We start from the raw sequence: 13833 nt of genomic DNA, 5'->3' as shown, positions 1-13833 counted from the left end.
GCCTTGTTCAGTGCCAGCAATCGCAGTGCGGGTGCTTGGACCACAGTCGTTTGTGGACGGTTGTCCCAGCGGCGCCGAACTCGAGTTCCATGGTGCAGTCGGCGGTTTCCGGTAGCGCGGGGTCGGAACTGCCGATGAGATTCTCCAGCTGAGCGAATGCGAACGCCGCCGTGGCCAGCACCGTCGCACTGCTGGCCTGACCGACGGTACCGAGCAACTGCGCGGACAGATGCGGCCACTCGGGTTCGAGATCGCACCGCGTCAGATCTGCGCACCGTAGGCAACTCGTTCGACCGGGCAACACGAACGGGCCGACGATGCCCTTCCCGTCTCGTAGCCGCACCTGCAGATGGGGGATACGCAGCCGCACCAGATCCGTCACCAGTCGGGGCTCTGCGACCAGATCGTCGGCAAGCACGACGACGTCGTAGTTCCACGCCTTCACGACCGAGTGTGGGTAGCGAGTCGGCGTCAGACTCGTCCGGCTGACCGCCACGCTGGTACGACTCAGACCCGACGCCAATGCGTCGGAGATCGGACCCCGCCCCACGAGGTGGATCGTTCTCACCGACCCCGGTCCGGTGGGCGAGGTCCGTCGCGAGGCGTCGGGTGGCACCGGTTCGCTCGTGCCGTGCATCAGCAGACCGGAATCCTCGAGTTCGCCGAGCATGGCCGATGTTCGATTGGCGGACAGTCCCAATGTCATTGCGTGGCAGACGATGTGCGGCCTGGAATGGCCTGCGGCCAGCAGTCGAAGTATTTCGAGTATCGAACCAGGCTCTGCACCGGGAGGGGGAGTGACGACGACGCTGCTCTCGGGATTCCAGCCCAACTGCACGGTGCCGTCTCGACGCCGCAGAATCGCCACTGCAGGATCGAGTCGAACGGTCGTTGTGATCATGAGACACACTCTGACAGCGACGACAGCGAAGAACGCCCGCTCAGGGCAGGTTATCCACAGGGTGGAAGGGCCTCCGAGCAGGCGTTCGACGAGTTCGATCGAAGTGGTGCAAGACCGACCGGTTCAGGCTGTGGATGAACCCTTCTCGGGACCGTCGTCGGTGCCCTTGTCGTCGGTGCCCGCGGCCTTGTCGGCGGCCTCGGCGCGCTCCTTGGCCTCCATGGCTTCGAGCTGGGCGATCGGGTCGTCGAAGCTCGACGTTCCGCCGCCGACGACACGGTCGATGAACGCCGCGGGGTTGTCCAGATCCGACGAGTCGGGCAGCAGATCGGGGTGGGCCCACACTCCGTCGCGTCCCTCGATGTCGGCTGCGGCGAGAAGCTGACGCCACAGGTCCGCAGCCTCGCGGACCTTGCGGGGGCGCAGTTCGAGGCCGACCAACGTGGCGAAGGTCTGCTCCGCCGGGCCACCGGACGCCCGGCGTCGGCGAATGGTTTCGCCGAGTGCGACAGCACCGGGCAGGCGATCGCCCAGAGCAGCCGCGACAACGGTCTCGACCCAACCCTCGACCAGGGCCAGGAGCGTCTCCAACCGTTCCAGAGCATGCTTCTGCTCCGGCGTCGTCTGCGGCTCGAAGGCACCCTGCTGCAGGATCGCTTCGATCTTCGACGGATCGGTCAGCGCGGACGGGTCGAGGCCTGCCGCTGCCTCCTCGATCGCCGAGAAATCCATCTTGATTCCGCGCGCGTACTCCTCGACTGTGGCAAGAACCCGTTGCCGCAACCACGGAATGTGGCTGTAGAGCCGTTGATGCGCGGCCTCCCTCGCTGCGAGAAACACCAGAACCTCGCGCTCGGGCTGCTCGAGTCCCTCGCTGAACGACGAGATGGCCGACGGCAGCAACGCCGCCGTGCCCGACGGTCCGAGCGGTAGGCCGATGTCGGTGGAGGTGAGCACCTCCTTGGAGAGCTGACCGAGCGCTTGGCCGAGCTGAGAACCGAAGGCCATCCCGCCCATCTGCGTCAACATGCCCATCATCGGACCGGCCATCTGCTGAGCCTCGGCGGGAAGGCCCGAAGTCCACATGCCCGAAATCTGCTCGGCGACGGGGTCGCACAGTCTCTTCCAGGTGTCGATCGTGTTGTCGAGCCAATCGACCGGCGTCCACGCAACGGTCTTCGTGGCACCGGCCGGTAGCGTCGTCGCCCCGTCCAACCACAGCTCGGCCAGGTGTGCGGCGTCGGTGATCGCCTCTCGCTCGCCTGCGGACACCGGGCTGAAATCACCCATCTGCTGACGAGCCAGCTGCTTGGCCAGGTCGTAGTTCACCGGTCCGGAACCTGTCCCGCCGGAAGCACCCATGCCGCTGAGCATCTGACCGAACTGAGTGAGCATCTGGCCCAGCTGCGCGGGGTCGAAGCCCTCGGCACCGAAGCCGAAACCGGCAGGGTTGCCCGAACCGTCCGGATCCTTCTTCTTGTCCGGGTCGTCGTCGGAGGCACCGAAACCAAAATTGCTCATGCCTCAACGGTACAAGCCCGATGAACGCGGAGAGTGGTGGATCGTCACGCTGACGGCGAACACTGCGGGCCGCGAGACCCCGGCGCGGACGCGCTCGACAGGGGCGGTCTGCGCAGTCGACGGGATTCGGATCTAGTGTCTACCGAGTGAACCGAAGGATCGCCACTCTTGTCGCTGCGCTCGTCCCGGTGGTGGTGCTGGGCGTCACCGGCTCGGTCGTCGCAGTTCCGTTCGCCGCCCTCGGCCCCGGGCCGACCTACAACACTCTCGGTGACGTCGACGGAGTACCCGTGGTGCAGATCGACGGAACCGAGGTCGATCCGACCGCGGGCCACCTGAATATGACGACCGTGGCCGTGCGTGATCAGCTCAACCTGTTCGAGGCGCTCGCCTTCTGGGCCAGCGGTCGGCAGGGCCTCGTTCCGCGCGAGGAGGTCTATCCGCCGGACAAGACGAGGGAAGAAGTGCAAGAGGGCAATCAGGCGGATTTCGAGGCATCGGAGTCCAGTGCCGAGCTCGCCGCTCTGCATCACCTGGATCTGCCGGTATCGCTCGCGGTGGCAACCGTGGCCGAGGACGGCCCTGCTGCAGGCGTGCTGAACGTCGGGGACACGCTCGTCTCGGTCGCCGGCACTCCCGTCGCCACTGCGTCGGCAGTCCGTGAGGCCGTCAGCTCTCGGGCGCCGGGCGATTCCGTCGACATCGAGTACGTGCGAGACGGCACGCCACGGACGGGTTCGGTGGTACTCGGTGCTCGCCCCGACGACGACTCCAAGGGCTATCTCGGCGTCACGCCCGAGGAGAAACCCGATGTGCCGTTCGATGTGACGTTCAATCTCGCCGACGTGGGCGGACCGTCGGCCGGGCTGATGTTCAGCCTTGCCGTGGTGGACAAGCTCAGTCCCGGTGAGTTGAGCAACGGCGACTTCGTCGCGGGTACGGGAACCATCGACGCCGAGGGAACCGTCGGCCCCATCGGCGGCATTCCGTACAAGCTGATCGCTGCCCGCGAGGCGGGAGCCACGACGTTCCTGGTGCCGGACGCGAACTGTGGTGAGGCGCAACAGAACGTTCCGGACGGCCTCAGGCTGGTACGTGTCGAATCGTTGGACGGTGCTGTCGAGTCGCTGCAGGCGCTCGGCTCGGGCGGCGACGTGCCGTCCTGCAGTTGATCCAGGCCGTCGTCAGTCGTCGTCGACGACGTCGAAGGTCGCGTACAGGCCGTGTACCACGTTGGGGGCCAGGTCCGGCGCGATACGAAGATCGATGGGCGCGAAAGGATCGGCGTCCTCGTCCGGGTGCAACTGCAACAGCGTCAACGACGGACCGTCCTTGAGTACCGCGACTATCAACCGAGCATCCTTCTTCTCGGGATGGTTCTCGGCAGCCGAGCGTGCGGCCTCGTCGGCCGCATCGGGATCGGCGAGCAGCGGCATCAATGCCTCGTCGAGGCTCGATTCGGCGGCCGGGGGGAGTACCACGATCTCCTGCACCAGAGCGCATCCGACGACACCGTCGGGCCACGTCGAGGTGGCCAGGAACTCGTCCAGGGCGGGGGAGCCGCCGGTGATGTCCTCGGGAAGCGAATGCTGCTGAATCGGAGTCAGCGCAGCGCCGTCGGCAAGATCGTCGAGCAGACCGGGCTCGGCTGCGGCGAGCGCCGCGGTGGGCACCAGTGCGAACATCTGCGGGGCCTGGTGCCATCCTCCTGCGTCGACGAAGTCGGCTACCTCGCGAGCGCACCGAGTCAGAGCCTCGGCCACGTCCTGCCCACCGGACTCGGGGTCGAAATCGTCACCGAAATGGTCTTGGCCGGGCAGTCCGTTGCTCTCGTTGCTCACCGCACTATCCTCGCATCCGGATGGTTCCACGGGCACCGACGCTCCTGACCTGGGCCCAGCAGTGGCCGCAGTACGGGCGTCGCGGCCGTAGGATCAACGTACGTACAGTAGGGCGAAACGGACATGCGGCGCACGACGAGTGCGCCGAAGAAGTCATCTGCGGCGCCGGTCGGCGTCGCCCGAAGTTGGAGTGTGGCACGTGGGCATGAGGCCCCCCACCGGTATGCCGTCCTTGTCGCGGCGAAGCCGGATCTTGCTCGTATTGGCCTTGGTAGCAGCAGGTCTGCTCCTCATCGGTCCCCGTCTGATCGACGTCTACACGAACTGGCTGTGGTTCGGTGAGGTCGACTTCCGCGGCGTGTACACCACTACTCTGCTGACACGGTTGGTGATCTTCCTCGTTGTCGCTCTGATCGTGGGACTCATCCTGTTCGCCGCGTTGCTGTTGGCGTACCGCAACCGTCCCGTGTTCGTTCCGGTGGCCGGCCCCAACGATCCGATCGCGCGGTATCGCACCACGGTGATGAGCCGATTGCGCTTGTTCGGCATCGGAATCCCGGTTGTCTTCGGATTCCTGTCCGGCATGATCGCTCAGGCCAACTGGGTGACGGTGCAGCTGTTCCTGAACGGCGGGGACTTCGGGACCACCGATCCGCAGTTCGGCCTCGACGTCGGGTTCTACTCGTTCGACCTTCCGTTCTACCGGTTCATCCTCAACTGGCTGTTCGTGGCCGTCGTATTGGCCTTCCTCGCGAACCTGATGACGCAGTACGTGTTCGGCGGTATTCGCCTGGCCGGACGCGAGGGTGCTCTCACTCGCGCCGCGCGCATTCAACTGGCAGTCATCGCCGGCAGCTTCGTTCTTCTCAAGGCGATCGCGTACTGGCTGGACAGGTACACGCTGCTGTCGAGCAGTCGTAAGGAACCCACGTTCAGCGGTGCCAGCTTCACCGATATCAACGCGGTGTTGCCGGCCAAGCTGATCCTGCTCGCTATTGCCGTGATCTGCGCGGTCGCCTTCTTTGCGGCGATCTTCCTGCGTGATCTCCGAATTCCGGCCTTGGCCACGGCATTGCTGGTGCTCTCGTCCATTCTGATCGGTGCCGTCTGGCCGCTGGTGATGGAACAGTTCTCGGTGCGCCCGAACGCGGCCGAGAAAGAGAGCACCTACATCCAGCGGAACATCACGGCGACGCGGGATGCGTACGGGATCGGCGACGACGTGGTCGAGTACCAGGACTATTCCGGGGAGAGTTCGCAGAATCCGCGCGAGAGCGAGGCGGACAGGACCACCATCGCCAACACTCGTCTGCTCGATCCGAATGTGTTGTCCCGCACTTTCACCCAGCAGCAGCAGCTGAAGAACTTCTTCGGTTTCCCCGACACACTGGACATCGACCGGTACGAAATCGACGGGCAGTTGCAGGATTACATCGTCGCGGCCCGCGAGCTCTCACCGCAGTCCTTGACCGGCAACCAGACGGACTGGATCAACCGGCACACCGTCTACACGCACGGAAACGGCTTCGTTGCAGCTCCTGCCAACAGGGTCAATGCAGCTGTTCAGGATCCGACCGCCGAAGGTGCCAACAGCAACAGCGGCTACCCGATCTACACGGTCAGCGACATCGCGTCGCAGGATTCTCAGCAGGTCATCCCGGTCGACCAGCCCCGTATCTACTACGGCGAAGTCATCGCCGCAGCAGATCCGGACTACGCGATCGTGGGTGCTACCGGTACCGGGGACCGCGAGTACGACACCGACGAATCCAATTACACATACACCGGTTCGGGTGGCGTCTCGGTGGGCAATTGGTTCAACCGCCTGGCGTTCGCTGCGAAATACGCAGAGCGAAACATTCTCTTCTCCGGAGCCATCGGCGACGACTCGAAGATCCTGTTCGATCGCGATCCTCGTGATCGTGTGCAGAAGGTTGCGCCGTGGTTGACCACCGATACCGATTCGTACCCGGCGGTCGTGGACGGCAAGATCGTCTGGATCGTCGACGGCTACACGACGCTGAAGGATTACCCCTACGCTCAGCGGGCATCGCTGGACGGTCTGACGGTGGACAGTGTCGAGTCGACGACAGGTCGGCCACTCCCACGTGACGAGGTGTCGTACATCCGAAATTCCGTCAAGGCGACGGTCGACGCATACGACGGCACAGTGACGCTGTACCAGGTCGATGACACCGATCCCGTGTTGAAGGCATGGATGGGTGTGTTCCCGAATTCGGTCCAACCCGAGTCCGAGATCTCGGACGAGCTCCGTTCGCATTTCCGTTACCCGGAGGACCTGTTCAAGGTTCAGCGAGAAATGTTGGCGAAGTACCACGTGGACAACCCCAACGAGTTCTTCACCAACAACGCGTTCTGGTCCGTGCCCAGTGACCCGACCAGCAACAGCGGTGCCGGCAGTGATCTGAATCAGCCGCCGTACTACGTCCTGGTCGGCGATCCTGAAACCGGAGAGCCGTCGTTCCGGCTGACCAGCGCCATGGTCGGGTTCAACCGAGAACTGCTGGCTTCGTACATCTCGGTCCGGTCCGATCCGGACGACTACGGCAAGTTCACGGTTCTGCAATTGCCGACTCAGACGCAGACCCAGGGTCCGCAGCAGGCGCAGAACTCGATGACCTCGGACGCCCGGGTGGCATCGGACAGAACGCTGCTCGAGCAGTCCAACGAACTGCAGTACGGCAACTTGCTGACGCTCCCGATTGCCGACGGCGGAATCCTGTACGTGGAACCGCTGTACACGTCTCGGAAGAATGCTTCGACCTCGACGTTCCCGCAGTTGACGAAGGTCCTGGTGAGCTACCGTGAGCCGGGGGCGGAAGGTGGGGTCAGGGTCGGGTACGCGCCCAGGCTGTCCGAGGCGCTCGATCAGGTGTTCGGCGCGGGCACAGGCGCGGCGGCCACTGCTCCTGGTGGTGCTCCCGAGGACCCACAACCGGCCGAATCGGGAGGTACCTCGGAGACCGAGGCCACCACTCCGGATTCCCCGGATCCGGCTCCGTCCACCGGCGGCTCGGCAACACGGGACGCGGCGGTCACCGGATTGAATTCCGCACTCGACGCAGTGCGCACTGCACAGCAGAGCGGAAATCTCGCGGAGCTCGGCACCGCGCTGGAGAACCTGCAGGTCGCTGTCGACACGTACAACGGGGCAGGTAATTGATCGGTACGGCTACGGCCCGCTGACATGAGCGAAAGAGCCGCCCCACCGAAATGGTGGGGCGGCTCTTTCGTTGTCGTTACCTGACTCGTGCGCGAGCTACAGCGACGAGGTCAGTGGCAGTTCGAGCGAACTGCCGGGTGATCAGCGTCCGATGGGTGCGAGCACCGGGGCGTTGGCAGCAACGAGGTGCTGGAACTGCGTGCTCAGGCCGTACTGGTCGGCAAGCGTGGACGCAGCGTCGAACGCGCCCTGTGCAGCCTGCGTGGCCGCTGCGACCTCGGGAGCCACGGCCGGTACCGGAGCGGGAGCCGGTGCGGGTGCCGGCTGCGGTGCGGGGGCCGACTCGGGCTCGGGAGTGGAGGCAGCGGTGCTCAGCTGCTTTCCGCAGGTAGGCCATGCGCCCGGTCCCTGACTCTGCAGGGTGTTCTCCGCGACGCGGATCTGCTCGGCCTTGGACGCGTTGGCCGGTGACCCGGTTCCACCGTTGGCCGTCCAGGTGCTCTGCGAGAACTGCAGGCCACCGTAGTAGCCGTTACCGGTGTTGATGCTCCAGTTGCCGCCGCTTTCGCACTGTGCGACCGCGTCCCAGTTGTTCGGGGCTGCGTTGGCGGTTCCGGCAGAGACGCCGAGGGGGATTGCTACGGCGGCACCTGCGATGGTGGCAATTCCGAGTGCGCGCCGGACTCGAGTCTGCTTGCCGACATTGTTCTGAGTGGTCATGCGGGGTGAATCCTTTCCGCGCTCGACTGGCGCGACTGGCCTGCAATCACCTCGCCGGGATGTGTGGCGTTGGTGACCAGGCGCTTCGTATCGTCGCGGCTCTGCCCCCGTACGTATTGGGGACCACACCCGCGGGGCAGAGCGAAGGAAGCGGCGGGGTGGTGCAGGCCCAGCGGTGTAGGGCCGTCCGTGAACGTAGTCGAGGATTCGACCACCGTCACTGAGCCGGAATGAGACGGGGCATGTCCACATAGTGGGAAACAGGGGGGTGTCGTAGCAGCTCAGACCACCTTGTGGCGCTATCGAGTCTACTTCGTGACCCGACCGTTATGTGACTCGAAACACGCAGGAAAAGAGACCTGGAGCACTATTTCCGGCGGTCCGGGACGTGATAAGTCGGTCTGCTCGGGCGCACACGAACCCGGTCGACGTGATCGGGAACCCTGTGGTCACGTGATTTGCATTCGCCGTACACACGAGGGTAACTTCGTAGATGCAACGCGGGGTGGAGCAGCTCGGTAGCTCGCTGGGCTCATAACCCAGAGGTCGCAGGTTCAAATCCTGTCCCCGCTACCAACACGAAAAGACCCAGGACATGTCCTGGGTCTTTTTCTGTGCTCTGCTGGGTGTCGTGGTCGGCCACTCGGACGAATGTCGTACGCGGTATCACCGCGAGGGTCGGTTCGAATGATTCTCCCTGCCGTCAGAGACCCTCGCCTCATCACCGTGCATCGCGGCGGACTGCTGACCGACGACGATCATCGAAGCCTCGCGCTCTGGGCGGCCGAGTGTGCGGAACACGTTCTCGCTCTGTTCGAGACGGTCGAGCCCTCCGATCCGCGGCCCCGCGAAGCAATCGAGGCCACCCGCGCGTGGGTGCGCGGCGAACTCGCAATGATGGCCACTCGCGCCCTCGGGGGCCATTCGATGGGAGCGGCACGGCCACTGCACGGTGCGGCGCGTTTCGCCGCCTATGCCGCCGGTCAGGCCGCCTGTGTTGCTCATGTGCCCGAACACGATCTCGGAGCGGCCGCGTACGCCATCAAGGCAGTTCGGGCGGCGGCTCGTCACGGCTCGGAGCCGAGTGCGGGCAGAGAAGAACTCGAGTGGCAGCGTGACCGGCTACCGGACAGCGTGCGGGAACTCGTGCTGGAAGACCAGAAGAGAAGGAACAATATTTGCTGGTCCGTGTTCGACTGATCCCGGCTACGTCACCGACACCGTGAGAAATTCGTGCGGGGCGATAGTCGCACGCACATCGTCGGGGGTCGGTGGGGGCGTAGGTATCAGGGAGGCGTCGGGCAGGAACCGAATGGTGGTACCGGTGCGCTCGGTCGGTGCGGTCGGCATCAGCTCGGTGACGGGAATTCCGTGCTCGTATCGTGCGGTCCAGGCACCGTCGATCCGGCGATTGGTGTGTTCGAGCGTCTCGGACAGTGCCGCGACCACGGACATCCCACGCCGAGCATGGCCGTCGTCGAGCAGAATGGGCTGTTGTTCGTCGAAGAAACGCACATCTTTCGTGCAGACGACAGGCTTGCGAACCGCGACGCCGTCATCGAGTCTGGTGTCGGTGCCGCGACCGGTATCGGACACCTCGATCACGCCGTCCGAGCAGAGCGTGACGCTCGCATGACCGTCGCCCTGATACTCGGCCTCGTCTGCCGCGTACGCGAGAACCTCGAGAATCAGGTGCAGGACGCCGCCGGGCGCGTAGTCGTCGGGTCGAGCTCGGATATGTGCGAGATGGTCTCGATCGACGTCGACAGACCAGTCGTGTGTCGTCGTGCGCCAGGTGCGCCGACTGGACATCGAGGGCTCAGTCCGAGACCTGCTCGCGCGCATCGTCACTGGTGACCGCTTCGGAATCGTCGGCGCTCTCGGAGCCATCTGCGGTGAGATCGACTGTGTCCACACCCTCGAGTGCCGTCAACTCCTGCTCTGCCTCCGCGATGAAGCCCTTCGCGTTCTCTTCGATCTTCTTGACCCACTCGGCCATGTCGGTCACACCCTTCGCTCGATCGTGTACCACCGGTCTACCAGACTTCTTCCCCCTAGGATCCACGGTGTGCGAACACGAACCTCGCGTCTCGATCTCGACGAGCCTGTCGCGACCGATCTCGATGCGCTGTACGCGATCTGCAGCGATCCGCTGTCGTGGACCCACTTTCCGAGCCTGCGACACACCGACCCCAGCGCGACCGAACGAATGTTGCAGGGCTGGACGGAGCAGTGGCGGCGGGATGGACTGGCCACGTGGATCATTCGTGAGCGCGGTAGCCGCACGATCAGTGGGTACGGCGGGTGTTCGAAGCGGCAGAACGCCTTCTGGAATCTCGGCTATCGCCTCCATCCCGACGCACAGGGGTACGGATACGCCGCGGAGATGTGTGAGATCGCAGTCGAGTGCGCGCAACGAAACCAGCCCGAACTGCCGATCGTGGCATACCTCCTCGAACACAACGTCGCGTCGGCCCGGGTGGCCGAGCGCGCGGGCCTGGAGTTGATTACCCGTGGCCCCGACGTCGGCAATCCCGACGCCGACGCAGTTCGCCTGGTGTACGCAGACCGCTCGTTGACGGCAGGTCAGGTGGACGTAATTCTGTCGGCCTGACCGAGACGGGTGTTCACCTCCTCGAGCCGGCGGCGGAGCAGGCGCTTCTCCGGTGCGGTTCGGGCGACATCCAACGCTCGTCGATAGTCGACTGCCGCCTCCTCGAATCTGTCGAGTTGTTGCAGCAGATCGGCTCTCGCCATGGGATACGGATGATATCGGCGCAACGACGCCTCGTCGGCAAGCCGGTCCAGCTCCCGAAGGCCTGGTCCGGGGCCGTCGCGCATCGCCACGGCTACCGCCCGGTTCAGCGCGACTATCGCGCTCGGTGTGAGCGTCATGAGCACGTCGTACAGGGCAACGATCTGGGGCCAGTCCGTGCTGTCCGAGTCGGGTGATTCGTCGTGCAGCGCAGCGATGGCAGCCTGGACTGCGTACGGACCGGTCCGGCCGCCGCCCAGGGCCTCGACGACGAGTCTCGTGCCGTCGGCGATGAACGCGGTGTTCCACAGTCGCCGGTCCTGATCGGCCAACAGGACGATGTCGCCTTCCGGTCCGGTTCGAGCGTCGCGTCTGGCCTCGACGAGCAGCATCAACGCCAGCAAGCCCGCCACTTCGGTTTCGGTCGGTAGGGCAGTATGAAGAAGTCGGCCCATCCCTAGTGCTTCCGCGGTGAGATCGATTCGCCCGATGCTCTCACCCGACGTCGCCGAATAGCCTTCGGTGAAGATCGAATAGACGACCTCGAGCACCATCGGCACTCGGTCTGCCAGCTCGTCCGGGCCCGGGAGGCGAAACGGTATTCGTGCGGCCCGAATCTTGTTCTTGGCTCGCACTATTCGCTGCGCTGCCGTGGCTGGAGGGATGAGCAGCGCCCGGGCCACCTCGCCGGTGGTGAGGCCGGCCAGGCATCGAAGAGTCAGTGCGAGCCGGTCACCGGCGGCGAGGGCAGGATGCGCGCAGGTGAAGAACAACTGCAGTCGGTCGTCGGGCAGGGCATCGTCGAGCGGATTCGGGCGGTTCGGTTCGCTGCGATCCGTATCCGCCTGCAGCACTCCGACTTTCGCGGCCAGGCTCTGATCGCGGCGCAGGCGGTCGACCGCTTTCCGGCGGGCGGTGGTGAGCAACCAGGCACCGGGCCTGACCGGGACGCCATCGACAGGCCAGTGTTTCAGAGCCGATTCGATGGCGTCGGAGGCCACTTCCTCGGCGAGGTCCAGGTCGCGATATCGCTGCACCAACGAAGCGAGCAGAATCGAGCGCTCGGCTCGAAACACCGAGTCGAGCGCCCGACGAACCTCGGAATCGTTCACCGAGGAATTCAGCACCGCAGTATCCGGCCGGTCAGAATTCGGCTGGTCAGAATTCGGCAAGGGGCCGCACGATCACCGTGCCGCCGTCCTTGGAACCAGGGCATCGGGCCGCCCATTCGAGTGCTGCGTCCAGGTCGGGAACGTCGATCACGTCGTAGCCGCCGAGAACCTCGTGCGATTCGGCGTACGGTCCGTCCGTGACGGTGCGTGCTCCGGTGGCGGCGTCGACGCGCACGGCCGTGGCAGTCGTCAGATCCGCCATCGCGTGACCGGAGACATGGACGCCTGCCTCCTTCATCTCCTTCTCGTAGGTCATCCAGTCCTCGACACTGCTGCAGCCCGGTGCTGCTCCGGGCCCGGTGTCGGCGTTGATCAAGAGGATGTACTTCATGGTGCGCTCCTGGGTTCGGTACCTCGTTGTCGCGGCGCGAGTCGCCGTACACGATGACGACGTTCGGCAGACCACGATATCGACACCGGTGCCGAAATTTTCTTCTCGCGCACGAAAAGCGGCACCGGACTCGAGGTCCGATGCCGCTTCGCGGTTGCTGCGCGGGCTCGCTGACGAGCCGGGTGTCACTTCAGTTCTGCCGACGACTTTCCGAGGACGCGACGAGCAACGATCAGCTGCTGAATCTGCTGCGTTCCCTCGAAGATGTCGAGAATCTTGGAGTCGCGGCTCCACTTCTCGAGCAGTGGGCGCTCGGAGTAGCCGTACGTGCCGGCCAGCTCAACTGCCTTGAGGGTGATGTCGACCGCCGAGCGACCGGCCTTGGCCTTGGACATCGAGGCCTGCAGGGAGTTCGGCTCCTTGTTGTCGGCCATCCACGCCGCACGTAACGCGAGCAGATGTGCTGCCTCCCAGTCCGCTTCGAGGCGCAGGAACTCCGCCGCTGCAGCGTGCTGGTTGTACGCGGGGGTCTCGTACGAGATGTCGACTCCGGCGTCCACGAGGATGGACCGCAGCTCCTCGAGAGCCGCCCGTGCCACACCGATGGCCATGCCTGCCACCAGTGGGCGCGTGTTGTCGAACGTCTGCATGACGCCCGCGAAGCCCTTCTCGACGTTCACCTCGGCAGTACCGAGCAGGTTGTCCTTCGGGATGCGGCAATCCTCCAGCAGCAGTGCTGCGGTGTCGGAGGCCTTGATGCCCAGCTTGTGCTCGAGGCGGGCAACCGACAGGCCCGGAGCGTCACGCGGGACGACGAAGGACTTGATGGCCGCACGGCCGAGAGACTTGTCGACCGTTGCCCACACCACGATGTGGGTCGAACGCTCACCGGCGGTGACGTAGATCTTCTCGCCGTTGAGTACCCACTCGTCGCCGTCGAGGACAGCGGTGGTGGTGACGGCTGCCGAGTCCGAGCCGAAACCGGGTTCGGTGATGGCCATCGAGGCCCACACCTTGCCGAAGCGCTCGAGCTGCTCGTCGGTGGACACCGCTGCGATGGCCGAGTTGCCGAGTCCCTGGTAGGGGATCGACAGCGTGAGGCCTACGTCGCCCCAGCAGGTCTCGATCACGTTCACCAGAGCGGACATGTTGCCGCCGTTGGCGTTCGCGGTCTTGCTGGGCTTGGCCGACTCGCTGTCCTTCTCGCGGCCACCGGCGGCTCCGCCGATTTCGCCACCGGCGTCGGACATGCCTTCGACCATCGACGCCATGGTGTCGAGTTCCACCGGGTACTCGTGTTCGGCCAGGTCGTACTTACGGGAAATGGGGCGGAAGATCTCGGCAGCGACCTGGTGAGCCTGATTCGCCTGCGCCCGAAGCTTCTTGGGAAGTTCAAGATTGATCATCG

The 13833-nt window shown here is 64.8% G+C and carries 13 protein-coding genes and 1 tRNA gene; 5 read left to right on the top strand and 9 right to left on the bottom strand.

What is annotated here, in order from left to right; all coding sequences use genetic code 11:
* Window positions 1-7 precede the first annotated feature (7 nt).
* A complete protein-coding gene (locus MTX35_RS03000) occupies window positions 8-901 on the bottom strand; it encodes a hypothetical protein (protein WP_243593499.1) in 894 nt (297 codons plus the stop codon).
* 123 nt (window positions 902-1024) lie between these two features.
* Entirely contained in the window at window positions 1025-2422 is a 1398-nt protein-coding gene (locus MTX35_RS02995; protein ID WP_243593498.1) for a zinc-dependent metalloprotease, read from the bottom strand.
* Between the two features lie 146 nt (window positions 2423-2568).
* Here MTX35_RS02995 and MTX35_RS02990 point away from each other — a divergent pair, with 146 nt between their 5' ends.
* The gene (locus MTX35_RS02990; protein WP_243593497.1) at window positions 2569-3594 is read left to right on the top strand and encodes a PDZ domain-containing protein; all 1026 of its coding nucleotides are present in this window, start codon (window positions 2569-2571) and stop codon (window positions 3592-3594) included.
* 12 nt (window positions 3595-3606) lie between these two features.
* On the opposite strand, the gene MTX35_RS02985 is transcribed toward MTX35_RS02990, so the two are convergent.
* A complete protein-coding gene (locus tag MTX35_RS02985; protein ID WP_243593641.1) occupies window positions 3607-4185 on the bottom strand; it encodes a PPA1309 family protein in 579 nt (192 codons plus the stop codon).
* Between the two features lie 277 nt (window positions 4186-4462).
* On the opposite strand from MTX35_RS02985, the gene MTX35_RS02980 reads away from it, so the two are divergent.
* Window positions 4463-7447 carry a UPF0182 family protein gene (locus MTX35_RS02980; RefSeq protein ID WP_243593496.1) on the top strand — a complete coding sequence of 995 codons (2985 nt, stop codon included), beginning with the start codon at window positions 4463-4465 and terminating at the stop codon, window positions 7445-7447.
* A gap of 141 nt (window positions 7448-7588) precedes the next feature.
* On the opposite strand, the gene MTX35_RS02975 is transcribed toward MTX35_RS02980, so the two are convergent.
* Complete coding sequence (locus MTX35_RS02975; RefSeq protein ID WP_243593495.1) at window positions 7589-8167, bottom strand: transglycosylase family protein; 579 nt, start codon at window positions 8165-8167, stop codon at window positions 7589-7591.
* 499 nt (window positions 8168-8666) lie between these two features.
* Here MTX35_RS02975 and MTX35_RS02970 point away from each other — a divergent pair.
* Together MTX35_RS02970 and MTX35_RS02965 are read left to right on the top strand one after the other, a co-directional pair.
* Window positions 8667-8743: transfer RNA gene (locus MTX35_RS02970), tRNA-Met, on the top strand.
* A gap of 111 nt (window positions 8744-8854) precedes the next feature.
* Complete coding sequence (locus MTX35_RS02965) at window positions 8855-9367, top strand: putative immunity protein (protein WP_243593494.1); 513 nt, start codon at window positions 8855-8857, stop codon at window positions 9365-9367.
* A 6-nt stretch (window positions 9368-9373) separates the two neighbouring features.
* Here the strand turns inward: MTX35_RS02965 and MTX35_RS02960 are convergent, their stop codons facing one another.
* Window positions 9374-9979 (bottom strand): hypothetical protein, encoded by a 606-nt coding sequence (locus MTX35_RS02960; protein WP_243593493.1) that lies wholly within the window; start codon window positions 9977-9979, stop codon window positions 9374-9376.
* A 7-nt stretch (window positions 9980-9986) separates the two neighbouring features.
* Entirely contained in the window at window positions 9987-10166 is a 180-nt protein-coding gene (locus tag MTX35_RS02955) for a hypothetical protein (RefSeq protein ID WP_243593492.1), read from the bottom strand.
* Between the two features lie 69 nt (window positions 10167-10235).
* Between MTX35_RS02955 and MTX35_RS02950 the strand changes: the two genes are divergently transcribed.
* Window positions 10236-10781 (top strand): GNAT family N-acetyltransferase, encoded by a 546-nt coding sequence (locus MTX35_RS02950; protein WP_243593491.1) that lies wholly within the window; start codon window positions 10236-10238, stop codon window positions 10779-10781.
* Here MTX35_RS02950 and MTX35_RS02945 read toward each other — a convergent pair.
* The 3 genes from MTX35_RS02945 to MTX35_RS02935 form a co-directional block, all read right to left on the bottom strand.
* A complete protein-coding gene (locus MTX35_RS02945) occupies window positions 10754-12034 on the bottom strand; it encodes an RNA polymerase sigma factor (RefSeq protein WP_243593490.1) in 1281 nt (426 codons plus the stop codon). The genes MTX35_RS02950 and MTX35_RS02945 overlap by 28 nt on opposite strands.
* Window positions 12035-12080: 46 nt before the next feature.
* Window positions 12081-12425 (bottom strand): YciI family protein, encoded by a 345-nt coding sequence (locus MTX35_RS02940; RefSeq protein ID WP_243593489.1) that lies wholly within the window; start codon window positions 12423-12425, stop codon window positions 12081-12083.
* A gap of 185 nt (window positions 12426-12610) precedes the next feature.
* On the bottom strand, window positions 12611-13831 hold the full coding sequence (locus tag MTX35_RS02935) for an acyl-CoA dehydrogenase family protein (protein WP_068045941.1): 1221 nt from the start codon (window positions 13829-13831) through the stop codon (window positions 12611-12613).
* Window positions 13832-13833 lie beyond the last annotated feature (2 nt).

This window comes from Rhodococcus sp. ARC_M12 (genome assembly GCF_022810385.1).
GTDB classification, from domain to species: Bacteria; Actinomycetota; Actinomycetes; order Mycobacteriales; family Mycobacteriaceae; genus Rhodococcoides; species Rhodococcoides navarretei.
This window is presented reverse-complemented; position numbering and strand designations above follow the sequence as displayed.